Origin of the sequence: Treponema sp. OMZ 790, from assembly GCF_024181285.1 — a bacterium.
Lineage (GTDB): Bacteria > Spirochaetota > Spirochaetia > Treponematales > Treponemataceae > Treponema_B.
Genome location: NZ_CP051201.1, coordinates 2,506,295 through 2,531,658, shown reverse-complemented (window position 1 = coordinate 2,531,658; position 25,364 = coordinate 2,506,295). Strand labels below are relative to the sequence as shown.

Sequence of the window (25,364 nt, the reverse complement as noted above, 5' to 3'; positions counted from 1 at the left end):
TAAAATAAAGTCTGCCGTTAAAAAAGTTTTATCTTTTCCAAAATGCCGGTGTAAAGTAGATTATCATTGTGTATAATTCCAATCGGCCGGCTAACATTACAAAAGAAAAGAAAATTTTTACAGGCGATGAAAAAAACGCAAAGTTTCCTGCGGGGCCTACAAGGCCGAATCCGGGGCCTATGTTTCCGATGAGGGCAAGGGAGGCGGTAAATCCGCTTAAGAGGTCGGCTCCGTCTGCCGCTGCAACTAAGGCCGTGATAATGGTTAAAAGAAAGTAGCAGAAGATAAAGCCTGCAACGCTGTAAACTATGTCTTTTCGTCCCGGGCGGTTATTAAGCTGAATGCCGAATACGCCGTGAGGGCTTAAAAGCCGCTTTGCTTCCATTCCGGCTTGTTTTTTTAATATCAGCCATCGAATTACTTTGATGCTTCCTGCAGTTGAGCCTGAGCATCCTCCGACAAACATTAAAGTAAGCAAAATCATTTTTGCAAATTCGGGCCATGCATTATAATCCGCAGTGGAAAATCCTGTGGTGGTAATTACGGATGCAACCTGAAAAAAACTTTGCCGCAAACCTCCTCCAAGTCCGTAAATAGGATAGATAGAAACGGCTATTAAAACGATTGATACAAATACTATTTTAAGATAGGCTTTCAGTTCCGAATTATGGAAAAACTCTTCCGGATGACCTGTAAACAGGTGAAAATAAAGACTGAAGTTTACACCGGCTAAAATCATGAATATTCCGCAGATGATTTCGACAGCCGGGGAATTAAAGGCTCCTACGCTCGCATTTCTTGTAGAAAAACCTCCTGTTCCCAAGGAGGCAAATGTGTGGCACATAGCTTCGATAAAGGAAAGTCCTGCAAGCATTAAAAGAATTATTTGTATAACCGTCATTCCAAAATAGATAAACCAAAGGGCTTTTGCTGTGTGGGTTATCTTTGCCGTTACCTTTCCCTTGTCGGGTCCCGTCGTTTCGCTTTTGATGAGGTGAAAACCGCCGACACCTAATAGCGGAAAGAGGGCAACAGTGAGAGCGACGATTCCCATTCCTCCCAGCCAGTGCATCTGGGTACGCCAGACATGCATTGTCATGGGGCAGGCTTCGATATTGGTAAGAATTGTAGCTCCCGTTGTTGTAAAGCCCGACACAGATTCAAATACTGCATCTGCAAAATTTGGAATTACGCCTGAAATGAATAATGGCATTGCACCCAAGATGCCGGCAGAAACCCATGCTGCTGCGACTAAAATTATTCCGCCCGAAATTGAGAGCTTTACTTTTTTGTTTTTTTGAAAAAAGAAAAAACATGCAGCAATTGCAAGCACAAAGGCTGTCGGAATTAAAAAAGACGGAATCAAATAAGTTTCATTTTCATAAAGGGCTGTTCCGATCGGAATTATGAAACTGATGGAAATTATTGCGAGAATCATAAAGATAATGCGGATATATTGGAGTGCTTTCATTTGAAAATCTAATTGCCTCCGAACATTTTTATAATTTCATCGCTTCGTGATGATTTTACTATAAATACTATTTTATCTCCTGCTTCCAATTCCGTATCACCTCCCGGAATTTTTTCACCGGTTTTATCTGTGACTAGCAGAATTAAATATATTCCGTGTTGTGAAATATCTTTTAATTTTTTTCCTAAAGTCGGGCTTTTTTCCGATACTTGCAATTCTATAATTTCAAGTTTGCCGTCTCCCATTGTATGGACACCCGTTACATTTTCACTTACAAGATGACTCATTATGGAATCAACAACAACATCTTTAAAAGAAACTGCAACATCTACTCCTATTTTATATGCAACATTTTCAAGGACTGAACTTTGAACGAGCGAAATTGTTTTATAAACACCGAGGGTTTTTAGATAGGCACAAGCTATCATATTAAATTCGTAGTTTGGCGTTGTGCATATTACCAAGTCAAATGAGTCAAGTCCTATTTCATCTACAAAGGATTCGTCCATAACATCTGCTTTGTAGATAGAGGCTTCCGGGAATTCTGCGGCAACTTCCTTTGCTTTTTTGTCGTTAGTTTCTATGATGGAAATTTTCCATTTTTGGTTTAAATTGATGGGTAAAAGTTTTGAAAGAAGGGATTTGCCCTTTAAGTTTTTAAGCAGATATTCTGCAATGCTTTTTCCTATACGTCCCATTCCGACTAAGGCAATTTTTTTAAATTCTTGAGTCTGAAATCCTGACAGCTCATAAAATTTTTTTATATGCTCCGGTTTTGTTAAAATTGAAACCCGTGTTCCTGCCGTTAAAATAGTATCGCCTGATGGAATCTTATTTTTCCCGTTTTGTTCTACGCTTACGACTATAAAGGGGATGTCTATATATTTTCTGATATCTAAAACAGCAAGGCCGTCTAAGGTGCTTTTTTCGCAAACATTAAAGCGGGTAAGTTCATAGCTTGAATTTTCAAAAGATAAAACATCGCTTACAGCTCCGTGTTCGATTGCCTGTATGACGGCGTGAGCTGCTTCTTCGTCGGGATAGACTAAAGCATTTATACCCAGAGTTCTTTCTTCTGAAAAGTTAAGAGCATTTACGTAATCCTCATTACGTACTCTGGCAATTTTTATAACTTCGGGGGCGAGACTTTCGGCAATGCCGCATATTATCATGTTGAGCTCATCTGAGTCGGTTACGGCTATCATGGCATCAGCTTTTTTTATACCTGCATCCAGTAGAATTTGCGTATCGTTTCCTGATGCCTGTACAACCATGCAATCCAATCTGTTTGCGGCATGGCGGGCTGTCTCTTCATCTCTTTCTATTAAGACAACATCATGTTTTTTTCGGATAAGCCTGCGGGCTAATTCGGTTCCGGTAACACCGCCGCCTACTATAATTACTTTCATTTTGTAATAGTACAATAAATTTTACTTTTTGAAAAGAGCATAAATATTTTTTTACCTTGCACTTAATAAATTTTAGGCTTTGTGATATAATTATACCGTATTATGGATTTAATAGAAAAAACAATAAAGACTTATGGACGGGATTTAAACAATGTTTTTGTTTTTCCGTCAAGGATTGCTGCGCGGTTATGGTTTCAAAAATCGTTAAGCATTACGGGATTAGGAACTATTCCTTTAGAAAATTATATGTCATGGGATGGTTTTAAAGAAGCCTGCCTTATTTCTCAAGTTTCTTCTTTAAGCCCTGTGTCAAATACTGTGCGGAGAATTTTTGCCGGATATATAAGCCGTCTTAATTCCGAAAAAGCAAAAACAGCGGAAGCTCTCTTTAAGTCTCTTATTCCGGAAAACTATGCCGAAACAGGTGCGGTTTTTTCGGAGTGGATTGCCGGGATTTTGCCTCAGCTTGATCATTTTGAGAAACGTTATACAGATAAGGGTGAGGGTTTTTCAAACGATGATGAAATGAAGGACTATATTCTTTTAAAAAATGAGTATACCGAATTTTTAAAAGAGAACTCTTTGTTTGAACCTTCTTGGGTTTCTTCAGAATTTTATTCAAATCAAAAAAAATATATTATTATTTTTCCTGAGCTTATGGAAGATTTTGCCGAACATGCAGAACTTTTAGATTTACAGAAAGATATTATCTATGTTCCATGCCCTAAATTTAATCAAAAAGAAAATTTGCTTGATGTTTATAAAAATTCAAGAAACGAATTAAAAAATACTGTTTTACAAATTGAAAAACTTCTCAGCGAGGGTGTGAGGGCTGATGAAATTGCCGTAAGTGTTCCCGATATTGAAAACTATGCAGCTTATATAAAAAGAGAATTTTATCTTAGGGGTATACCGGCAGAATTCCGTTCGGGGTTTAACTTGGGACTTGAGCAGGCGGGTAAACTTTTTTCTCTTATTTATGATTGCGTACAAAATAATTTTTCTTTTGAATTTATGAAGCCCATAGTTTTAAATAAACATATTCCGTGGAAAGATGCGGAAGGTGCAGAAGCCTTAATAGATTACGGTGTAAAAAATAATTGTGCTGTATCTTGGAAAGAAAATAAAGAAGATGATTTTTATAAAAATATTTGGATAGAGTCTTTTAAAATAAACTATGAAAAAGATGAAGCCGAGATTGAACAAAAGAAAAAAGCAAGGGATTGGTTTTATAGTTTTTATTATGCCGTAAACAGAATCTGTGAATCTAAAACTTTTAATGATTTACAAAAAAACTATTTTTTGTTTAGAAAAGAGCTGATAGATGAAACTCGCTTTTCTCAAAAAGATAATGCAATCTTAGGCCGCTGTATTTCTTGTCTGCAAGAACTTTTATACTTGGAAGATAAGTTTGAAAGGTATATGCCGGCCGATAGGTTCAAGTTTTTTATTTCGGAATTGGATAAGGCTATCTATGTTCCGCAAAACACAGGGCTCGCTGTAAGTGTTTTTCCTTATAGAGTTGCGGCTGCTGCTCCCTTTGCTTATCATTTTATTTTAAATTGCAGTCAAGAGCAAACAAATATTATTTACAATAAACTTTCGTTTTTGCGTAAAGATAAAAGAGAAGCTTTAGGTGTTTTTGAAACCGATGCCTCTCCTTTCTTTTTTGAAGCTTATACGGCATCGCCTAATACTGTTTTTAGTTTTAGTCCTCATTCTTTTTCCTCATATTTGATTGTAAATAATCTGTTTGAAATGTCTGAAGATGAAGAAATTAAAAATATTAAACGGATGAATAAAAAAATAGAAGAATTAAAATCTTATGATTCTTTTATCTTTGATTATTCTGCAGATAAAGATATCGAAATGCCGGAAGATGCTGTGATATATAAAATTCAAAAAAATGCTGCATTGGCTTTTTCCGTTTTTAAAGAAAAAAAGGATTTTTCATATTTAGATAAAACTTATGATATGACTTGTAAAGAAGTAAATTCTTACATAGAAGAAAATTTATTTAAAGACGGCGCTTTTAAATTAAGCCAAACCGATTTAAAAACATTTACGGAGTGCCCTTCTTCATGGTTTTTAAAAAAAGTTCTTTCCGTATTTGATGAAAATTATGATGCGCACATTTTTGATGCAAGAAATATCGGAAACCTTTCGCATTCGGTTTTGGAAGCTCTTTATATTGAAATAGGTTCGACGGATAAATATTTTAATTCGGATAATTTGGATAGATATATGGAAAAAGCATCTTCAATATTTGACGATATTGCAGAAAAATCCATGGATTTTAGAGGAGGCTTGGCAAAACCTTTTATTCAATCGTTGAAAAAAAGAGTTATGGAAGCTGTTAATTTTGTTTTAGAAAACGATGCAAAATTTTTGAACGGCTATTATCCAAAATGGGTAGAAGAATGGATAGAAATAGAAAATAATGGTATTTTGTATAGGGGGAAAATCGACAGGGCGTCTTTTCCTCAAGATGAAAGAAGCGGAGTTATTATAGATTATAAAACAAATAATATGCCTGCATATTCTTCATACGGAAAAAAAGGTATGAATGCCGATGATATAGAATTAACCGATTTTCAAATACCTATGTATATTTTTTTGGCAGAATCTAAATTAAACCAAACTATAGAACATGCATGGTTCTTGAGTTTTGTTCAGCAGAAAATAAACAAGGTTGTAAACGATAATGAAGTTATTCCTGTTGCCCGCAACGGAGCTGAAAGAACACGGGATGATTTTCAATCTTCAATCGATTCATTTATTAAAGAAGCAGAAAGATTTGCGGAGCTGGTTAATGCTCAAGATTTTACAAGACCTTCATTTGTTTCGTTTGAAACATGTAAAGATTGCAATTTTAAACATATTTGCAGAATCGTTTATTCGGTTAAATAAAATTTTTATTGGAGAAAAATAAAGTGAATGATTATATAAAAAATATGTTGACCGGTTTAAATGAAAATCAAAAAAATGCTGTAACCGTTGAAGAAAATGCGGTAATTGCTGCCGGAGCCGGATCAGGGAAAACAAAAGTTCTGGCTTCGCGTTATGTTTATTTTGTTGTTGAAAAGGGTGTGAGTGTCGAAAAAATAATAGCCTTAACTTTTACCGAAAAAGCTGCAGCCGAAATGCATAAAAGAATTTATAACGAGCTAAAAAAAATAGATCATCCGAATGCAAAAGCTGCGATTGAAAAATTTCATCTTGCTAAGATTTCGACAATAGATTCATTTTGTAATTGGATAGCAAAAACTGCATGTAGAAATTTCGGTATCTCTCCCGATTTTATTATTGATAATACCGAGTCGGAAAAATTAGCTTATCGTATAGGTTTGGATTTTTTTTTAAAAATGAGATCCGATAAGACTATGCAGTTTTTTTTAGGCGATAACGGTATAGATGATTTTGTAACAGGTTTGTTTGCAAGGTTATTAAGTAATTATGTGTTGATTTCAAAGCCTATTGATTTTAAAAAAAGCTTAGAGGCTCAAATAAAGTATCATGAAGAAGAGGAGAAAAAAACATTATCCGAATGTTTTGAGATTTTTACATTTATAAAAGAAAATGATCCTTCCAAAAATTTTACGGAAGAAGCAATGAGTGCATACTCCGCTTTAACTTATTTTCCTGAATCAGTGCAGGATGAAAACTTTATAAAATTGATTTCGATTGTCGATAAAGTTTCTAAAACAGCAAAAGGAAAAGGAAACGATACCGTAAAGGAAATAAAAGAAAGATTGAAAAATATATATGAAAGACTTGGATGTATATATAGCTTTGCGTACTCACGAGACAACTTAAACCTTTTTTTTGCCATGCTTGAAGATCTTCAAGAAGAGTATATATACGAAAAAAAACAAAGAGGTCTTTTAACTTTTTCGGATGTATCGCAGTTAGCTGTGGATGCTTTAATAAATGATATCGATTTGAGAAATTTTTATAAAGCAAACACGGATATTATTATGATAGACGAGTTTCAAGATAATAATAGTTTGCAAAGAGATTTGCTTTTTTTAATTACGGAAAAACTTGAACGTTCTGAAAAATCAGTTCCTTCTCCAAGTGAACTTTGCCCAAATAAATTATTTTTTGTAGGGGACGAGAAACAGTCGATTTATGCTTTTAGAGGCGCTGATGTTTCCGTGTTTAGAAAACTTGCAGAAGAGATTTCAAGTAAAGAAAGACTTGAGGCGACAAGACTTTTAATAAATTACCGCACGGAGCCTTCCCTTATAAATTTATTTAATACAATATTTTCCAAAGTTTTTTATTCCGAGATAAATAGGCCATTGGAAAAAAACGGCTTTGTGCCTGTTTATGAAGCGGAATATGTTCCGACCGAAACAAGACCTCCTGTAAAAGAAGTTAATCCTAAAATTGAAATAATGCTTTTTGACAAAAAAAGATTCGATACATTGGAAAATTCAAGTGAATTTCTTAATCCGGTAGAAACGGAAGCTTTGTTTATTGCAAAAAAAATTTTAGAATTATATAACCGAGGTTTTAAAATTAGAGATGGCAAAATGGCAAGGCCCTGTTCATGGAATGATTTTGCCGTCTTGCTTAGAGCTTCGACAAAACAAAGTACATATGAAAGAGTTTTCCGTAATTTGGGCATTCCATATAGAAGTGTGCAGCAGAGAGGTTTATTTAATGATGCTCCTATAAACGATATTTATGCTATGCTTAAAATTATTGCTTACCCTTCAGATAAAAAAACTTATGCTCAGGTCTTGCATTCTCCTTTTGTAAATATTGATGATGATGCTTTTGCTATATTGCTTTTAAATTTTGAAAGAGCTTTTGATAGTTCTTTAGCGGAAAAACTAACCGGAAAAAATAAGGATGCATATTTGCGAGGTTGTGATTTATTTGCTCGTTTGAATGATCATGTTTTAACAATGAATTGTGCCGAATTGATTACATACCTTTGGTATGATGAAGCTTATAGATATTTTTTATTGAGCAATGAAGAAAATCATCATTATATCGATTTGTATGATTATATTTTTGAACTCGCCTGTCAAGCGGATATAAACGGATTAGCTTTTTCTCAGTTTATAGATTTGCTTTCATCTCATATTGAAGATAATGAGAGACTTGATGATATGGAACTCCCCTTGGATGATGAAAAAGATTCTGTGAGATTTTTGACCGTACACAAGAGCAAAGGGCTGGAATTTCCCATTGTAATAATTCCCGACTGCGGTAACAGAGGTATTCCCGAAAAAAAAGAAGGTCTTGTTTTTTATAATGAAGATATGGGGCCTGTTTTGTATTCGCCTAATGTTCCCGGTTTATCTTTTACATCAAGTAATTTGATTTTTGAATCGTTGCGCGATGAGGCTAATGCAAAGTTGATCGCTGAAACTAAAAGACTTCTTTATGTTGCAGTTACAAGGGCAGAGTCCTATTTAATTATGAGCGGTGTATGCAGTCATCTGCAAACGGACGATTCTAAAAATAATGATTATTCATTTGAAAATCCGCGAAATCTTGAAGATATAAAAAATATGATTAAAATTTCGGATAAGACTGTAAGTTTTTTTGAATTGCTTTTGCCTGCGTTGCCTAATGAGCATGAAGATATTATTTTTAATGAAGTTTTACCTATTGAGAGGCAAAATTTATTTAACAGTTCTAAAAAGCAAAGGAGAGAAAAAATAAATTTTAAAAACCTTTTTGCTTCTTCGAAGATAAAAGAATTTAATCTTGCAGAAAAAAGAATAGCAACCGCCACAGGCCTTGCTCATGAAGTAAATAAAAAGAGAGGTGAAGAATCTGTTTATTCTTTTAATTCTGAAAAAGATAAACTTCCTGAGTCTTCTAAAAATATGGATGAACAAAAAGAATTTACTGCTGCCGAACTTGGAACTCTTACACACTCTTTAATCGAGGCTCGTCTTTTAAACAAGGAATTTGTGTATCCGAAAGGGTATTCCGAAACTGAAAGAAAAAAGATTTATGCTTGGGCCGATAACTTTTTTAATTCGGATATGTACGCTCTTGCAAAGGATGCCGAATACTTAAAAAGCGAGTATGGCTTTTTGACGGAATATGACGGCCAAATTGTAAGCGGGCAGATAGACTTGCTTTTTAAAAAAGATGGAATAGTTTATGTTGTCGATTATAAAACCGATCAAGTGGAAAATCCGGAAGCTCACTTGACTCAGTTGAAGATTTATAAAAAAGCTGTTTTTGATCTTGCAAAAACCGAAGTGAAGACATTTATCTTCTATTTAAAGACAGGGCATTGTGTTGAACTTGATATAAAAAATTAATGCGGACTATAAATTTTAATTTATTGCATTATTTAAAATGGTTGAATTGATTGTGTATTAAAATAAAAGGAGAAAAACACAATGGCAACAGACGGAGTAAAGATTATTGATGGAGATATCGCTTTTGACACGTATAACGGAATAATGGATTTGTACGACAGCGGCGGAACAGCAGAAAGTATAAGAGAGCAAGTGCCTTTCCCGCCGGAAGGGTATGCGGATGACTTCGATTATGAAGTTATGGTAACTGCATACGCTTTGGCATTTTGGGAGATGGGCTTTATTAGCGATGATATTATTGCAGAGGTTAAACGCGTAATGGATAAAGGCGCCTGCGTAAAATCATGGACGGAAGAATGCGGAGCTAAGGCAGGTAAGGCTCGGCAAAAAGAACTTGACAAACTGTGGGCAAAAATCAATTCGCCCAATCCTAAAATACGCAAGCGTAAAAAATATAAGAAGATAACCGAATTTCTTTTTGAAGTGAATGATGTGCTTACATTTCAATCTTCAGGCAAGGCTCATTATGCAATAGTGCTTGCCGATATCTTCCGTTACCGCGATATGTGCAGCTACCGTTTCCTTGTTACTAATTACAGGGGCAGCGAGCCTCCTGCAATCGCACAGGTAAATAAAACTAAAGTTTTGGGATATAAACCTCTGTCGGGCAATAATATCGCCGATATGCTGGCAGGTATGTTCTCTGCGGAAGTCACCAATAAGTTGGAAGGCTTTGCCGATATGATGAATAATATGCAGAAAATTTTTCAGGATAAAACGGAAAACGAAGCTGCACCTCAAATCTTATTGAACATTATAGATATTCCGCACAAGGAGCTAAAAAACTTTGTTGATAAATTCGATGTAATCGGAAAACTCAAGTTAGACGAAACGAAAATTCAATTGGGCAGTGCCAAATACATATCCTGTTTTGAAGAGCTTGCAAATCATTTCGATAACTTGGAACATCTCATCGAAGAATCCAATAACAGACAGCTTCCTGCTGATCTTAAAGTAACGGAAGAATGGTTCGACTTAGAAGGGTTGATGGGAAGTTAAAGGCACATAAATAATTATGAATTCTTAATGAGGGATTAAGAATTAAACAAATTCTTCATTATGACTTATGAATTAAAATGACCTTACATGTTTACCCAATAATAAAAGAAAAGATTAATTCCTGATTACAATAGATGGCAGAATTCAAGGTTATCCGGTACGTACGGAAAGTACAAACCCATTCCTTGACAATTATACCTTTCCCTTGCTATAGTTAAAATTCACTAATTATATTTTTATAAAGAAAATACAGTATTTGATATTGAATTAACAGTTTTTAATTTTTGTTGCTAAAATTTTCTTAACTTTGCGATATTATGAATAAAAACTGAATATCATTATGAGTACTGTTATTTTCGGTAAAAATGCCGTTAAGGATTATGTTACCGATGGAGCTTGGATGCAATGTACCGTGGGTTCTTTGCCGTGCCGTATTACGACTACACCCAAGAAAATACGGATAGGCGGCAAATCGGGCTGCACCGTGCGGGACATCGACCCCATAGTTAACTGGTTCGATTTTGGGGTTTGTTCGGTAACGCAAAAACCTTGCAAAGGGTGTATCAAACTGACTGCTTGGCAAAACTACAAAAAAGATATAGAAATAGAAGGAGCTAATGCCCTGACGGAACAGTCTGTTATACCATGCGGTTTGGGAGGTGTTATTTCGTTTGTCCAGTCGGGACAAATAAAGGCAAACAAAGTAACCAACGGAGCAGAACGTGCTAAGTCTGAGCATGGCGATGCTTGCGAGGAGAATGCAAAACTTCAAATATCGTGTGTATCTTTCGGCACGGCGTACGATATTTGCAGCGACGATTACGGACTTATTTGGGAGAAAAAGGATAAGGAGGGCAATGTGATAGAAAGCAAAGAGCAAGCCGAAAGCGATTATATCAAAACGTATATTTTGGAAGACGGAGGCGAGTATTACCACTGGCTTAACAAACGTACTAATCCGTCGGACGCCGTTAAGTTTAAGCCCGACCCGCTGCCTGTTACCTTTTCGGGGATAGAACCTGTTATACTTAAAGCAGTATTACGGACGGTAAGCGATAAGAAACTTGAGCGTATGCCTCAAATCCGAGTAAGGCACAAGACAGCGGGCAGGGATAAATACGAGTTTGAGACCGTTTCGGTAGAAAAGAAAGGCAGCGATAGCTACGAGGCTGTTATACGCAGCACCAACTGGCCATTTGAGGACAGGATAGCGTGTATCGGCAAGTTTGAACTTCTTTTTGAATACTCCGAAGATGGACGGACGTGGCTTAAAGCAGGTACTACCCGCAACAGGCTTTATATTACATGGAGGGAACCCTTGTATGATAGTTTTTATGACAAAACTTTAGCACTATCAAGTTCTGATAAAGAAGATAAACTTATACATGAGAGTTTACTATGGCTTGGCTGTACAAATGCCCCTACCGATAAGCTGTTGCCCAAAGATGAAGAAACCGTTGTACGTAGTATCTTCGTACCCTTTGAGAGTAAAAGGGTTACCCGAGCCCGCGAAGGTACGGAATATTTAAATATCGATTGGAGTAAAGAGGGCTTAGGCTACTGGAGGGGCAGGAGTGCTGTAGGAGGCGACACCGCTTTTAGGGCTTTACGCTCTGTCCGTTATCTGCTGCAATACGGTGAAGCCCGCTGCGGAGAGTGGACGGACTTTTTCTTACACTTACTTTTAACTCAGGGTATTGATGTAGATGAAGATAGAGATAGATGTGCTATCCAAACGAATTTTTTTTCGACCTATAAACTGAATTATGTCAGTTCAGAGAAGTCTTATGAGTTTTCCGTAAAGGATGCAAGGTTTACTTTGGACAAAACGGAACCGCATAAATATATTACCCAAGGCGATAGTGAAGGACAAGGTAATAAACAGACGCAGCCTACATTCGGTGACCATGTTTGGGTATATTTTAAGGGGAAATTCTTTTTAGATCCCTCTTATGGTAAAAAGTATAGGGAAGAAGAAAGTACCTTAAAGCATTATTTAGAAGATAACCTGAACGATATGTTTATGCGGTTGGACAGCAAAGAGAATTATAGAATTCCTATGATGATAAATAAAGAGTATAACGGCTATGTAGCACCTATAAGCTATATATTCAAAGACTTAAATAATTTTATTTTATGTAACCACACTGAATTATTAAATTAATGTTATGAAAAGGATGTATTTTTTAATATTTATAATACTTAATAATTTTATTATGAACGCACAAGAATTAGATTATCTTATGGAGAAGTTTCATAAGGATAAAACCGTACAATTATCGGATAAATTATCTATTTATCAAGAAAAAGTTGTCAAAAATGATACTTTATATTGGACTCTTTGCCTAAAAAAAGAAGGAGAGCGGGAAACTAAGTTATTAGATAAAGCAGAAACTCTTTATTTGGGAGAAGATACCTTTATGCATACGCCCAATCTGATAGATGCCTATATGGAGGGTAAATATCTGTATGTGTTTATATATAAAGACTATAAGGCGATGTTGGAGATATACTATTTTAAAGACGGCGTTAAGTTTGAAAAAACCGGGTACTTATTATGCCCTATCGAAAGCGGCAGTGTAATGAATTTTGGACTGTATACATATTATGTCGATATAAAAGAAATAGGAGAATATCACTATGTAAGTTATTATGTAACACGTCCGAGTGTAATACAAGGCTTCGGACTATTACGCATAAAAGAAAACAATGTAAGTAAAATAAAAGAAAAGAAAGATTCGGAAAAAAATATTTTTTACCCTTACCGAAGAATAAAAGAAATAAAAGGCGATGTCCCCGAAACGGACAGGAAGACTATTCTTTTTAAAGAGTTTAAAAACCTGGTTAAAGAGCATAATCTACTTGCTCCGAACGCACTTATATATTCTGCAGGTTATATAAATGATGCTATAAAAGAATGGATTTATTATATCTTTTATAAAACTACCGATAGCCCGAACGAAATAAAACTGATAAAATACGGTAATTATCTAAATAATGATCGTCCGGGTTTTGGCTGGCTATTTTGCGACTATACGGAAGAGGCTTTAGCACCTGAATATAGCCATTGGAACCCAAAATAAAGATAATACAAAGGAGGATATTATAAAAGGCAAAAGTCTCGGTCAAATTATTAAATTAATGTTATGAAAAGGATGTATTTTTTAATATTTATAATACTTAATAATTTTATTATGAACGCACAAGAATTAGATTATCTTATGGAGAAGTTTCATAAGGATAAAACCGTACAATTATCGGATAAATTATCTATTTATCAAGAAAAAGTTGTCAAAAATGATACTTTATATTGGACTCTTTGCCTAAAAAAAGAAGGAGAGCGGGAAACTAAGTTATTAGATAAAGCAGAAACTCTTTATTTGGGAGAAGATACCTTTATGCATACGCCCAATCTGATAGATGCCTATATGGAGGGTAAATATCTGTATGTGTTTATATATAAAGACTATAAGGCGATGTTGGAGATATACTATTTTAAAGACGGCGTTAAGTTTGAAAAAACCGGGTACTTATTATGCCCTATCGAAAGCGGCAGTGTAATGAATTTTGGACTGTATACATATTATGTCGATATAAAAGAAATAGGAGAATATCACTATGTAAGTTATTATGTAACACGTCCGAGTGTAATACAAGGCTTCGGACTATTACGCATAAAAGAAAACAATGTAAGTAAAATAAAAGAAAAGAAAGATTCGGAAAAAAATATTTTTTACCCTTACCGAAGAATAAAAGAAATAAAAGGCGATGTCCCCGAAACGGACAGGAAGACTATTCTTTTTAAAGAGTTTAAAAACCTGGTTAAAGAGCATAATCTACTTGCTCCGAACGCACTTATATATTCTGCAGGTTATATAAATGATGCTATAAAAGAATGGATTTATTATATCTTTTATAAAACTACCGATAGCCCGAACGAAATAAAACTGATAAAATACGGTAATTATCTAAATAATAATCGTCCGGGTTTTGGCTGGCTATTTTGCGACTATACGGAAGAGGCTTTAGCACCTGAATATAGCCATTGGAATCCAAAATAACGATAATACAAAGGAGGATATTATAAAAGGCAAAAGTCTCGGTCAAATTATTAAATTAATGTTATGAAAAGGATGTATTTTTTAATATTTATAATACTTAATAATTTTATTATGAACGCACAAGAATTAAAAATTAGAGATAAAACCAATCCTATTCAGCTTACGGAAAAATTACAGGCTGGGAAACCATCTTCGAAAGATAGTTTTTATGTTAATCAAATTATGTTATAATATTAATCGAATTAAAAGGAGATAAAAATATGAATAACCTAAAATTAAGTTTATTGAAAAAATGGGAATTGGATAGTGAGCTTTCGTTTGTACACGGCTCTGTTTTGTTGGCGGACGGAACTGCGGTAATTCTAACTACAGGGCTGAAGAGCGATTGGGATAAATATTACCTCCTTGTGCTTTCTTCCGATGGAATAAAAAAGATTCCGATTGAACATGAACAAACATCAAGCAGAGATTATCCTGTGCTTTTTCGATATGGTGCAAGTTTCGGACTTATCATTTCGGCAAAAGAGCTGCGGTATTACTCCGGCATTCATTCGTTGCCTGAAATAATTCCGATAAAAAATAAATCACAGCTAAGAGGAAGCATTGTGCCGGAAAAAGCCCAACAAAGGTATTTTCAAAATATATCCGACAGCGAGACAATTCCCGTTTGCTTTGAAAATGAATTTTATTGCGGGGATGCAAGATATTTTGCTCTTTTGGAATTTGATGTTGCTGCAAAATCTGCCGAATGGAAATGTTTTTCTACAATAGAAAAAAAAGCATTTACACATCAAGATGACAGCCGCGGCGATGCACCCAAAATAGACAGCATTAAAATATCTGATAAAGAAATCTATGCCTTTATTCCTGGCGACAGCCAAACATCGGTTAATAAGTGGGGAATGAATTATTATGCCCTTGCAAAAATTTCCGAAGACGGAAAAGTAATCGAAAAACTTATCGAATCGGATTGCCTAAAAAAAGACGGTAAAAAAGGCGGCATCAACGGATGCTTTACTGATTCTCAATATGTGATAATGACTCCTCTTTTTAAAACCGATGATTGGAAAGGTAAGCAAAAAGTTTTTTCGCTCAGCACACGTGAGTATTCCGATATTGCATTTCCAAGAGGTATGTCCAAGCACAAACTGGAAAATATCTCTGGGGAATTTTGCCTTACCTCACTTTATGATAGAGGCTTGAAAGAAATTGCCTTGTGTACTTGCGCTAACTTATAAAAGATGGACTAATGGTTTTATTTGTGTATATAATGAAGCAGGAACATTTTAAAAATAAATAAAGGAGAAAATAAATGACACATGCAGAAGCATTTATCGAAAATAATTGTGCTTTTATTGACTGGAAAGAAGAGATAGATGAAGCAGTTTATCAATTAACTATGCATTTTCCTGATTATAAAAGTATATTTGAAAATCAAGACTTTGTTAAACTGATAGAAAACTATTCTGTAGAAGATGCTGAAGAGTTTCTTCCGGCTATAGGGCAGGAATTAAGTCGTTACGATTTAGTTTTGTATGAAATCTATGAGGACAGCGACCGTATTTGTCTTTATATTTGCCGCAAGGATACGAGCGAGATATTTGAAAAAGATGCGAAAGCTAAAAAGATAAGGTTGACTCAGTATAAACAATCGCGGAAGAAATGGGGCGAGCCTGCACGGCTGCTAAAACTTGCAAATCGTTTGCCTTATGAACTCTATCGCGTGGAGGATGTGAAGACCTTTACCTATCCATTTTCTGTAGCAGAAGGCAAATGGATAAGAGATATAGAGAATATAGCTGAAGCTATATATATCGGCAGGAACTATGTTTTTTTAGATTTGCAGACTTTCCCGCCTAAAGAGAAAAGTATCGCACTGAAGTATCTGCCGGCCGGAATACATTATTATGATTATTCCACAGAGCATAAACTATATTGTGCCGGGTTTAGAAATGTCAGTGTAGATGAAAATAGGAATGGGAAATATTGGGGAACGATTAAAATAACTGCTGATCCTTTCGATATGGATAGCTGGGAAGATGTTAAGTGCGAGGATTATTTAGATGAGCTTTCCGTTCCTGTTTGGATAGGTGATGATGTAGTTATACTTTATGAAAATAAGGCGTGGATAATTCAAGATGCTGCTCACGGCGGAAGAGAATGCCGCAAACTTTGGGAAACTCCAAAAAAGGAACAACCCGCACGCGATGAGTTCTATCCGGAATTAATTGAAATGTCCGACGGAAAGCGATATGTCTTTGCAAATGGATATTTCCTATCCCTTGAATATAAAGAGAAAAAAAGCAGCGGTTCGCTTTCCGAAAAGACAGAGAGAACCCCTGAACTTAAACCTCTATTTGAGCTGGACGAACCTATCAACTGCGGATCAGCTTCTTTCGAAAAAAATAAGTTCGTGTATATTCATCGAGGATTTATTAAGGAAATTGATATCACGACAGGCAAGCTGGTGCGTACTTTTGAATTGGAAAAAATGAATCCGAAAGTATATAACTATATCAGCAAACTGAATGACGAATGGCTCGCTGTAATAGGAGTTGCCGACAAAAACTATGACCTTGCTCAGTTTTGGAATTTCAAAACCGGCGAAAAGCTTAAGATGAAGTTCGGCAATCTCGGTAAATTCGCAGTGAGAGATATTATCGAACATCCTGACGGCTATACTTTAATTAATGTTAGCAGCGGCATACTAAAAGTCGATAATATGTTGGACTTGTTGAGTAAGGAAAAATGATGTTGCCTATACTTTAAACTTTTTCACCTCAGCAGTTAACTTCTCAATGCTTTGTTTATTTTTTTGGCTGATTTCATGGACGTCTTGAACGGCGTTACTGATTTGTACTGCGCCGCTTGCCATTTCGTTCATGCTGTCAGTGATGACGCGAGTCAGTTCATCTAGTTTGTACATTTCTTGCGCTACATTTTCACTGCCTCGCAGCATTTCTGCAGAGCCGTCATTTACCTCATTTGTTGCCATGTTGATATCGCGGATTGCCGTTAGAACTTCGCGGCTGCCGTTTTCCTGTTCGTGCATTGCTTCCATAAGACGTCGGCTCATATCCCGTACTTGGTCAGATAAGGCAAAAATCGTATTGAACTTTTCTTCAGCTGTTTTGGCAGAAGTCGAAAGTGCATCGATTTCTCCGCTTAACACTTTAAGAGTTGCTGTAATAGTTTTACCTTGAGCACTGGATTCTTCGGCGAGTTTGCGTATTTCGTCGGCAACGACTGCAAAACCTTTACCTGCTTCTCCTGCGTGGGCGGCTTCGATTGCCGCATTCATTGCAAGTAAGTTTGTCTGGCTTGCAATATGCTGAATAACATTTGAAGCTTCGAGCAATCCGCCGGATTCTTCTGCAATCTTTTGAGTTACTGTGTTTGCTCCTGTAACCGTTTCTTTTCCGTCAGCGGTAGCTTGTGCAAGTGTTTTGATAACTTCGTTTGTTTTATCGAGGGTTTGTGCAATGGATGAAATATTAGAGACCATTTGTTCGACCGCAGCAGAAGATTGGGCAACACTTGCAGATTGATTTTCGATACTGCCGTTCAGCTGTTTTATGGTGCGGATAATTTCTTCTACTGTGGAAGCTGTTTCGGTAACGCTAGCTGCTTGACTCATCGCTTGCTGTTTTACTCCATCAATGTTGGCGCTTATCTGGTGTACAGCACTTGCCGTTTCAGTCATGTTACTTGCAAGTTCACTCCCTATGTTTGTCATTTCTACGCTGTTTTCTTCTACCGATTTTATGGATGCACCGATTTTTTTTATCGTTTGGTTAAAATAATCGGATAATAGTGTTACTTCATCATTACCTTTTACGGGTAAACGTACCGTTAAATCGCCTTCTCCTTGTGCTATATCTTTCAGTGCTGCCGAAGCGATCTGTATCGGCTTTATTATGCGGCTGACAATAAAGAAGACAATTGCAAGGCTTACAAACAAGGTACTAAAACCTATAGCTGCCATATTAATACGTAAGCGGTACACTGCATCCAGAAATTCATTTATAGGGGCAAATATATAAACGGTCCATTTTGTTGATTTGATTTTTGTATATGCTCCTATTTTCTCTATACCTTTATATTCATAATATCCGATACCGGAGTTCTCTGCTTCAATCGCTTCCTTTTCAAATGCACCGCAAGAAGCTAAAGTTTCATCATTTATTGCATCTTGAATTGTATTTGACAGATTATTGACTAATTCGTAATCAGGATCGGCTATTGTCGTTCCCGATATTCCTAAAATGGTACAGGCTCCCGTTTTTCCTACAACAATATCATCTATTTGATCGGCAAGCCATGTTCCCTGTACTGCAACATTTAAAGCGCCGACAATGGTTTGTTGGCTGTCATATATCGGCATGGCAAAGACCATAATAAGTTTACCGTCTAAAGATGAAGTGAAAGGCTCCGAAACAAAAGTATTTCCTTTCATTGTTTGCGGATACCATGCTTGTTGTTTTACCTTGATAGTTTTTTTACCGTGTGTATATAAATTTCCTTGTAAATCTGCAATGCTTATTGTAAGAAGCTCTTTATGTAATTTGATTTCTTTTTTTAACAATTCTGCTTTTTGCTCAAAGCTGTACAATGGATCGGTTAAAATAGGTATTCTGGTCATACCTTCCAAAAATCGAAAAAAGGCTGTAACACGTCCGTCAATAATTTCTGCTGTGTCTTCAGCCTTATCTTTAAGATGCGCTTCTATCTTTCGCATTACTTCAACCCGTGCAGTTCTGGCTCCTAAAAAAGCAAGCGTAAAACCGACTGCAAAGATCAATATCCCAAATACTATCAGCAGCTTGTTTTTAATTGAAAAGTATTTTTCCTTTTTGGGGTAATATAATCATTTTTGCTATTCATGTCAAGTACTCTCCTCAAGTATCATGTTTTTTATTTTTTTAATAGATTGTAAACCTATGTTTATGGTATTATAAACTTTTTTCTACAATAAGTCCAGTTATCCTAAACGATTATCTAGGAATTATAATTTAATCGATAAATTTGCTGTATAATTGCTCCAACTTGATTAGTCCAAGAATTTTTATTGATTCTAATTTTTTTGTGGAATCTGACTCATATCTTGTTATTAATTTTTCAGGCATCCTATAGGTACTATAAAAATACCATCCTCCCGCTTATATGCAAACTCACCTATTCCAATAATTATCATCAAAAAGGATGGTGCGGGCATTTTTGATGTATCAATTTTATTTGATAATGATTTTAAATTTTTTGCTGCATCTTCAATTAATTTTTGTCCTCCCAGTTTAATTTCTGCTAAACCATATCTTCCATTTTTGAGATGAATTACCGTATCACATTCCAACCCTGATTTATCCCTATAATGTAAAACATTACCTCCAATACTTTCTGCATATACTCGAAGGTCTCTTACACACAGTGTTTCAAATAACAGCCCCATTGTGTTTAAATCATTAGTCAAATCTTTTGGTCCAATTCCAAGAGAAGCGGATGCTATTGATGGATCTACATAGTACCTCGTATCAGAAGTTCTGATTGATGTTTTTGATCTTAGATTAGGATTCCATGCAGGCATATCTTCGACTACGAAAATGTTTTTTAGTGCATTAATATAGGATGCAATGGTATCTTCATTCAAAGATTCTGTATCATTTGAAATCATATCATCCTTCAGCATAGTGTTTGCAATTTGTGTTCCTTGATTTCTTGCAAAAGATCTCATCAGCCTTTTTACTCTTTCCGGATTCTTACTCACACCATCTGCTCTATTAATATCGGATTTGATAACTGCTTCATAGTAATCTTCAGCTTGTAGTAATGCTGCTTTTTCCTTCATTCCAATTGCATGGGGCCACCCGCCTCTGCAAATTAAAAAAGCCAAGTGGTCTATATCTAAATCATTTATTCCTTTTATGCTATCAGTATTGTTAAAAAGTTTTTGTAGGCTTACTTCTCCTGTTGAATCTTCTGATTCATATAAAGACATAGGCCTCATCATTAACCATGTAAAGCGGCCTGTTCCCGAATGAGTTATTTCTCTTGATTCTATTGGTACTGCCGAACCTGTAAGTATAAATTGACCTTCTTCTCCTCTTGTATCAATCTCATATCTTGTTGCATCCCATAGTTTTGGTGCTATCTGCCATTCATCAATGAGTCTTGGGGTGTCACCTTTTAGCAATCTTCCGGGATCTATTTCAGTCATTTGAATATTTGTTTCCCTTTTGCTGGGTTCATCCATTCTTAATACACTACCTGCAACTTGCATTGCGGTTGTTGTTTTTCCACACCACTTAGGGCCTTCAATAACAACAGCTCCTTTTGCTTCAAGTTTGTCTTTTAACATACCGTCTACTATGCGGGCTCTATATTTTTTCATTAAGCTTTACCTCTACATATATTATGTCATTTTTTCGGCGTTTTGGCAATAATTATTTCCTGCTTTTGGTTATATTTTTTTCTGCTGTTTAGCTAAAAATTTTTCGGCGTTTTAGCAGTTACATTGCATCTCATTCGGGTAAACTTATATCATACCTCAACAATAATCTGTTTTAAAAAATGTTCCTTCTTTCCCCCAAATCATATTTTCTATCTCTTTTTTCGTTATGTTTTCCAATTTTTTATAAACCGGAGCTCCTCTAATGCAAACTCCAAAAAAATAAAATATTCCGCAGGCCGGACATTGCAAATAAAAGCAGACAGTAAAATGAAGCTCTTCATCTATAATTTTAAGCATATCTTTAAACTTACAGTCTCCTGCATAAATTTTCAGCTGTTCATTTTCAATCTTGCTTAACAGAAGTTCATAGATCGGCATAAAACTTTTATGAGGGTTTTCTTGTGCATTTTTAAAAGCTGTATCTATATCATCACAATTTTTACACATAGTTTTTTAACTTATCGCTCCGACAAATATTTTTTTATTTCATCAGCGGTCAATTTTCTCACTTCTGTATGCGGATATTCTTTATACTTTTCAACAATAAAAACGGGTTTCATAGTTTTGCACGCTTTGTCTTTATTTTTACTCAGGTATAGCTGTAAGTCTTTGCCGTTTGCAAATATTTTATATAGTCGTCTGTTGTTTTTACTTTCAATTTCATAGATACCGCAGGGCTGTTTCACGGTATAATCAGCTGTACGTAAATAGAGCTTTGCAATTTCCAATGATTTAAAAGGAAAATTCCATCGCTGCAATCCGCGCTTAGAATCATGCTCAATACAAATACATCGCCCGCACGTTCCGCACATATATTGGGTATGCTTTTCCAAACAATCCGCCGGGTTTAAAAGCGGAGTTATTCTGCTTTTGTCGATATAGCATTCTTTACACATTTTATTCCTCGTATCGGATTAGGGTGTGCAAAGTATAAGCTCCCCGATATGAATTTTCCAGACACTCTTGCAAGGTGTCGAATTTTGGAATCATTGTGGTTCTGTCGTCATTCCTCGATACACCAATGGACTCAAGCCATGTTTCAATTTTATTTCTAATCGCCGTACTGTCGTCACTCAAAACATCGCTTGATACAAGAAAGACCAAAAGCCAATAATGGTCGCCGCCGGCTTTTGCTTCAGCTGAAGCTATTTCGTAATAGTTTTTGCTAAACGGAAAAGAAGTAATATTTTGCTTGATGGTCTCAATAGCTTCGACTGCCTGTTTTTCACCACATTCAGCTGATGAATAATACCAGTTGTGAAAGAAAATCAAATTCATAACAAATCCTCCTCTTTTAGAATATTATATTTGTTTTAAGACGTTTTTTCTAGTGAGGATTTACTGATTCCTATAAGTGACTGATGTTCCATTAATTGGGTACAATTTATTGTCAATGAATCTTCACCATACCTCATAATATACAACTGCTATTCCAAAATTCGGTTCATATAGTTTGACATATTTTCTATAAAATCATCAAAGGCTGCCAAGTCAATGAGCTCTTTATGTTCCATATCATAGCTTGCAATTTTTTTTGTTTTAGGATTCCATACAATATAAATATGGGTGTAATCTCCGAGTGAACGGGAAAGTCTTAATAATTTCTGCCTGCCGAATTTAAAGGGGACGGTATCAATCAGTGTAAAGAACTCAATATATCCAAAATCAGAATTCTCTAAATCAAAGTGTATGTTTTCAGTCTGTAAAAATTCAATCAATGTCTTTGGTAGTTTATACGGTTTTAATTCATACAATTTATTTTGTTTTTGATGAAACTCGGAAGGTTCTAATGATTTAAAATATTCCGCCATTTCATCATCTCCTTTTTCTAAGGCTATGCTATATGGACGCATTCCGTCTTTTTCGGAAATTTTAACATCAGCTCCATGTTCCGTCAAAAATTTACACATTTCTAAATCGACATATCTTGCAGCTACACAAAGCGGAGTAGGCATAAAAGGATAAACCATATCAGGTGCATTATAGTTAATATCTGCTCCATGCTTAATTAGAAATTCCAAAACTTTATAATTACGGTCGAACACAGCTTGACGCAAAACTTGTCCTCCGTATTTAGTTGCGGTATGACCAAGCTCTTGTATAAGCGGAAAATTGTCAAAGCGATTTCCATAATACGCTTCCAGAAAAGCATCCGAACCGGCATTGTTTACTGTATTTACCTTTGCGCCATGAGAAACGAGGAGCCTTATTAACTCATCACTGCAATACCTAACTGCCGACAAAAAACTAGGATGACCTTTTGCATTAAGATCTGCACCATTTTCCGCCAGCCATTTTACAGATTGAAATTTTTCCATCATAAGTGCAAAATCTAAAGGAGAGATATCTGTGTGCTTATTCAAGCTGATTGCTTTATCAATCTTCCATCCATTTAATAGATTTTCTTCCAACGCAGAAATGTTTTCATTTAGCACATCATTTAAAATTTGCGGCAGCGATTCAAATGTTCCGATATTTCCGCTCTTTATCATACCTAACTCCCTGCTACCGATTTCCGGAAGCGTATTCTCCCATATTGATGTCTATTACTTCTCTTATCGGCTGTATGAGAGAATCTTCATATTGAACCTTCCATTTTATATCGGGATTCATTTTGCCGTTTGTGAAACCTGCGATTGTATTCCCGTCTTCTATCGGATTATCATTATCGTAAATGTAGGATAAAACATTATATGCATGGTTTACAACATCATTCGGATTTAAGCCGTGAAAATGATATTGAATATCCGGTAAAAAGAGTGTACTCATGCCGAGCGAGTCAATCAGCATGTCATTTGTTCCTTGAATATTAAAAAAACGAATATTTACCGCATAATGAATAAAGCGTGTTTCTTCGGGTAAGGTACAGTTTAGAATTTCTTCCCTAGTCAGCATTTTTTTAGATGTTTCAAAAACGACTGCCTTGCAGGACGGATAAATGTTCACTAATGCTTCAACATAATGCACCAGCATTTCCGCTCTTTCTTTATAACCTAAACCGGCAGCCAACATATCCGTTGCCAATACTTGATATTTACATGTCTCCAGAATTTCTTCGCCGTTCGGACAATTCCATAATTGTGTTGCGGCAATATCATCCATAATCGGTTTTTCAATTTCAGAACAGTTCATAATGATAAGCTGAGGATGAGCATTCAACTTTTCTTTTTCAAAGTATACGGAATATTTTTTTGGAGCAAAGCCTGCCATATTACTGTCATAGCAAAAGCAATCCGTTTCGCCTAAATGCTTGGCCATAATTTTATGCATAAGCTTTTTTTCAGGCGCTTTACATTTTTCTTCCATAAGTAAATGAATCACAAAAACCATACCGGGAAGGTCGGCAATTTGACTCATGTCTTGTTTAAGAGTTTTATCGTTTTCGTTTAATTTTTTTCTTTCATAACTTGATGTCATACCTTTACCTCCAACAAAAATCTAATTTTGCTGATTTCGCTAACTCATCATATCATTAAATTTTTATAAAGAAAACAAAAGCGGTTTTTTTCGAAACACAAAATCTATATTACTCTCTTCTTTAAGCCTTGCAAGAATTTTGCTTTCCATTCCGCTTACAATGATAAAATAAAATACTAAAACAAATAATTCTTCATTTGTAGATTTGCGATTTTTTATATATTCATAACGAATAGCAAAGCGATCATGATCGTTCTCTTCTTTAGCAAAATGATATGCAAATAATAGTATTTCTAAAAGTTTCTCATTGCTATATTTTTTTGCGTTTTTAAGTAAAAAGTCATTCGGCACTATATTTGAAATATAGTATAAATATTCTTCCGTATCCCTCTTTATCTCATTCTCTAAGCTTTTGTATTCAATGTAATTTTCCTCAAAAAGTTTCAATTCTTCCTCTGTTGCAAAATGCTCATATAAGCTCTTTGAAAGATAAATACGATAACGATAATCTTCTGAACGGATTTCAGGTTGATAATTCGTATTTTTAAATAATTCTTTCGGATTTTCATGTAATAGATGAGTTGGTTCTACAAAATGATCATTTAAATCTTTAATGATTCTATCAAGCACTTCGAAATTTAATGTTTTTTGCTTGATGTAAAATGGAATATATATTGCTCTACTTTGGGGCACTGTAAATAAAAGTTGATATAATTGAACTTTATTTTTATTAAAAATTGAAGCAGAAAGATGCAGTAAAACATTGGGATTATTACGGCTTCTTTGTGTGATTATCTCCAAACTCAAATCTCCTACTTTCTTTTTTATCGTTCCATTTTTAAGCATTTTAAATCCTGTTTCATTTAAGTTTTTTAGGATATATTCCATAGCGTTTTGAAAATAATCATTTTGGGACATAAAATCACCTCCACAATTTTTAATTTATCAATTGTTCGTCCGTTCCATTATATCACCTTTCTTATATTTTGTCATCGTATTTGTGTGCATTTTTAGAAGCTGTATCTATATCATTACAATTCTTACGCATACTTTGCGTTCATTAATGTGGGATCAGCACCAAACCAAGTTTGCACTTCATTTTCATCTGTATAATTATTTAGTTTTTGAAAATTATAATCAACTGTATTAGAATCTATAAATATTTGAATTTCTCCTAGTGGTGTTTTTAACATAAAATTCTCCTGC

Annotated in this window: 19 protein-coding genes; 8 read left to right on the top strand and 11 right to left on the bottom strand. The window is 35.3% G+C overall.

Translation table 11 applies throughout. From position 1 onward, the window contains the following. Positions 1–28: 28 nt before the first annotated feature. Together E4O01_RS12020 and trkA are read right to left on the bottom strand one after the other, a co-directional pair. Positions 29–1,471 carry a TrkH family potassium uptake protein gene (locus E4O01_RS12020; RefSeq protein WP_253692420.1) on the bottom strand — a complete coding sequence of 481 codons (1,443 nt, stop codon included), beginning with the start codon at positions 1,469–1,471 and terminating at the stop codon, positions 29–31. An 8-nt stretch (positions 1,472–1,479) separates the two neighbouring features. Beyond that, positions 1,480–2,880: a Trk system potassium transporter TrkA gene (gene trkA, locus E4O01_RS12015; RefSeq protein WP_253692419.1), complete on the bottom strand. Its 1,401-nt coding sequence runs from the start codon at positions 2,878–2,880 to the stop codon at positions 1,480–1,482. Between the two features lie 102 nt (positions 2,881–2,982). On the opposite strand from trkA, the gene E4O01_RS12010 reads away from it, so the two are divergent. From E4O01_RS12010 to E4O01_RS11975, 8 genes are all read left to right on the top strand, one after another. Beyond that, positions 2,983–5,790, top strand: coding sequence for a PD-(D/E)XK nuclease family protein (locus E4O01_RS12010; RefSeq protein WP_253692418.1), 2,808 nt, complete (start codon positions 2,983–2,985; stop codon positions 5,788–5,790). Between the two features lie 23 nt (positions 5,791–5,813). Beyond that, complete coding sequence (locus E4O01_RS12005; RefSeq protein WP_253692417.1) at positions 5,814–9,176, top strand: UvrD-helicase domain-containing protein; 3,363 nt, start codon at positions 5,814–5,816, stop codon at positions 9,174–9,176. Positions 9,177–9,257: 81 nt separating this feature from the next. Further along, positions 9,258–10,235 carry a hypothetical protein gene (locus tag E4O01_RS12000; protein ID WP_253692416.1) on the top strand — a complete coding sequence of 326 codons (978 nt, stop codon included), beginning with the start codon at positions 9,258–9,260 and terminating at the stop codon, positions 10,233–10,235. Between the two features lie 340 nt (positions 10,236–10,575). Further along, positions 10,576–12,399 carry a DUF4280 domain-containing protein gene (locus tag E4O01_RS11995; RefSeq protein ID WP_253692415.1) on the top strand — a complete coding sequence of 608 codons (1,824 nt, stop codon included), beginning with the start codon at positions 10,576–10,578 and terminating at the stop codon, positions 12,397–12,399. Between the two features lie 52 nt (positions 12,400–12,451). Further along, complete coding sequence (locus E4O01_RS11990) at positions 12,452–13,318, top strand: hypothetical protein (protein WP_253692414.1); 867 nt, start codon at positions 12,452–12,454, stop codon at positions 13,316–13,318. Between the two features lie 111 nt (positions 13,319–13,429). Beyond that, entirely contained in the window at positions 13,430–14,296 is an 867-nt protein-coding gene (locus E4O01_RS11985; RefSeq protein ID WP_253692413.1) for a hypothetical protein, read from the top strand. Between the two features lie 260 nt (positions 14,297–14,556). Beyond that, positions 14,557–15,534 carry a hypothetical protein gene (locus E4O01_RS11980; RefSeq protein WP_253692412.1) on the top strand — a complete coding sequence of 326 codons (978 nt, stop codon included), beginning with the start codon at positions 14,557–14,559 and terminating at the stop codon, positions 15,532–15,534. A gap of 74 nt (positions 15,535–15,608) precedes the next feature. Then, a complete protein-coding gene (locus E4O01_RS11975; protein WP_253692411.1) occupies positions 15,609–17,048 on the top strand; it encodes a DUF6630 family protein in 1,440 nt (479 codons plus the stop codon). 6 nt (positions 17,049–17,054) lie between these two features. On the opposite strand, the gene E4O01_RS11970 is transcribed toward E4O01_RS11975, so the two are convergent. The 9 genes from E4O01_RS11970 to E4O01_RS11930 form a co-directional block, all read right to left on the bottom strand. Then, on the bottom strand, positions 17,055–19,097 hold the full coding sequence (locus tag E4O01_RS11970) for a methyl-accepting chemotaxis protein (protein ID WP_253730160.1): 2,043 nt from the start codon (positions 19,095–19,097) through the stop codon (positions 17,055–17,057). Between the two features lie 309 nt (positions 19,098–19,406). Beyond that, on the bottom strand, positions 19,407–20,681 hold the full coding sequence (locus E4O01_RS11965; RefSeq protein WP_253719277.1) for an ATP-binding protein: 1,275 nt from the start codon (positions 20,679–20,681) through the stop codon (positions 19,407–19,409). A gap of 156 nt (positions 20,682–20,837) precedes the next feature. Next, entirely contained in the window at positions 20,838–21,188 is a 351-nt protein-coding gene (locus E4O01_RS11960) for a hypothetical protein (RefSeq protein WP_253692408.1), read from the bottom strand. A gap of 11 nt (positions 21,189–21,199) precedes the next feature. Next, positions 21,200–21,637 (bottom strand): hypothetical protein, encoded by a 438-nt coding sequence (locus E4O01_RS11955; RefSeq protein ID WP_253692407.1) that lies wholly within the window; start codon positions 21,635–21,637, stop codon positions 21,200–21,202. Position 21,638: 1 nt separating this feature from the next. Beyond that, a complete protein-coding gene (locus tag E4O01_RS11950) occupies positions 21,639–22,019 on the bottom strand; it encodes a hypothetical protein (protein ID WP_253692406.1) in 381 nt (126 codons plus the stop codon). 149 nt (positions 22,020–22,168) lie between these two features. Next, positions 22,169–23,233 (bottom strand): ankyrin repeat domain-containing protein, encoded by a 1,065-nt coding sequence (locus E4O01_RS11945; protein WP_253692405.1) that lies wholly within the window; start codon positions 23,231–23,233, stop codon positions 22,169–22,171. Positions 23,234–23,246: 13 nt separating this feature from the next. After that, on the bottom strand, positions 23,247–24,158 hold the full coding sequence (locus E4O01_RS11940; protein WP_253692404.1) for a DUF4261 domain-containing protein: 912 nt from the start codon (positions 24,156–24,158) through the stop codon (positions 23,247–23,249). Between the two features lie 63 nt (positions 24,159–24,221). Beyond that, positions 24,222–25,076 carry a hypothetical protein gene (locus E4O01_RS11935; RefSeq protein ID WP_253692403.1) on the bottom strand — a complete coding sequence of 285 codons (855 nt, stop codon included), beginning with the start codon at positions 25,074–25,076 and terminating at the stop codon, positions 24,222–24,224. A gap of 122 nt (positions 25,077–25,198) precedes the next feature. Further along, positions 25,199–25,351 carry a hypothetical protein gene (locus tag E4O01_RS11930; protein WP_253692402.1) on the bottom strand — a complete coding sequence of 51 codons (153 nt, stop codon included), beginning with the start codon at positions 25,349–25,351 and terminating at the stop codon, positions 25,199–25,201. Positions 25,352–25,364 lie beyond the last annotated feature (13 nt).

What these genes read in the sequence shown, in the direction of transcription:
- E4O01_RS11990 (WP_253692414.1), top strand. Translation starts at nt 12,452, where the DNA reads ATGAACGCACAAGAATTAGATTATCTTATGGAGAAGTTTCATAAGGAT.
- E4O01_RS12000 (WP_253692416.1), top strand. Translation starts at nt 9,258, where the DNA reads ATGGCAACAGACGGAGTAAAGATTATTGATGGAGATATCGCTTTTGAC.
- E4O01_RS11945 (WP_253692405.1), bottom strand. Translation starts at nt 23,233, where the DNA reads ATGATAAAGAGCGGAAATATCGGAACATTTGAATCGCTGCCGCAAATT.
- E4O01_RS11975 (WP_253692411.1), top strand. Translation starts at nt 15,609, where the DNA reads ATGACACATGCAGAAGCATTTATCGAAAATAATTGTGCTTTTATTGAC.
- E4O01_RS11995 (WP_253692415.1), top strand. Translation starts at nt 10,576, where the DNA reads ATGAGTACTGTTATTTTCGGTAAAAATGCCGTTAAGGATTATGTTACC.
- E4O01_RS11930 (WP_253692402.1), bottom strand. Translation starts at nt 25,351, where the DNA reads ATGTTAAAAACACCACTAGGAGAAATTCAAATATTTATAGATTCTAAT.
- E4O01_RS11960 (WP_253692408.1), bottom strand. Translation starts at nt 21,188, where the DNA reads ATGTGTAAAAATTGTGATGATATAGATACAGCTTTTAAAAATGCACAA.
- E4O01_RS12010 (WP_253692418.1), top strand. Translation starts at nt 2,983, where the DNA reads ATGGATTTAATAGAAAAAACAATAAAGACTTATGGACGGGATTTAAAC.
- E4O01_RS11950 (WP_253692406.1), bottom strand. Translation starts at nt 22,019, where the DNA reads ATGAATTTGATTTTCTTTCACAACTGGTATTATTCATCAGCTGAATGT.
- E4O01_RS11965 (WP_253719277.1), bottom strand. Translation starts at nt 20,681, where the DNA reads ATGAAAAAATATAGAGCCCGCATAGTAGACGGTATGTTAAAAGACAAA.
- E4O01_RS11985 (WP_253692413.1), top strand. Translation starts at nt 13,430, where the DNA reads ATGAACGCACAAGAATTAGATTATCTTATGGAGAAGTTTCATAAGGAT.
- E4O01_RS11935 (WP_253692403.1), bottom strand. Translation starts at nt 25,076, where the DNA reads ATGTCCCAAAATGATTATTTTCAAAACGCTATGGAATATATCCTAAAA.
- E4O01_RS11955 (WP_253692407.1), bottom strand. Translation starts at nt 21,637, where the DNA reads ATGTGTAAAGAATGCTATATCGACAAAAGCAGAATAACTCCGCTTTTA.
- E4O01_RS11940 (WP_253692404.1), bottom strand. Translation starts at nt 24,158, where the DNA reads ATGACATCAAGTTATGAAAGAAAAAAATTAAACGAAAACGATAAAACT.
- trkA (WP_253692419.1), bottom strand. Translation starts at nt 2,880, where the DNA reads ATGAAAGTAATTATAGTAGGCGGCGGTGTTACCGGAACCGAATTAGCC.
- E4O01_RS11980 (WP_253692412.1), top strand. Translation starts at nt 14,557, where the DNA reads ATGAATAACCTAAAATTAAGTTTATTGAAAAAATGGGAATTGGATAGT.
- E4O01_RS12020 (WP_253692420.1), bottom strand. Translation starts at nt 1,471, where the DNA reads ATGAAAGCACTCCAATATATCCGCATTATCTTTATGATTCTCGCAATA.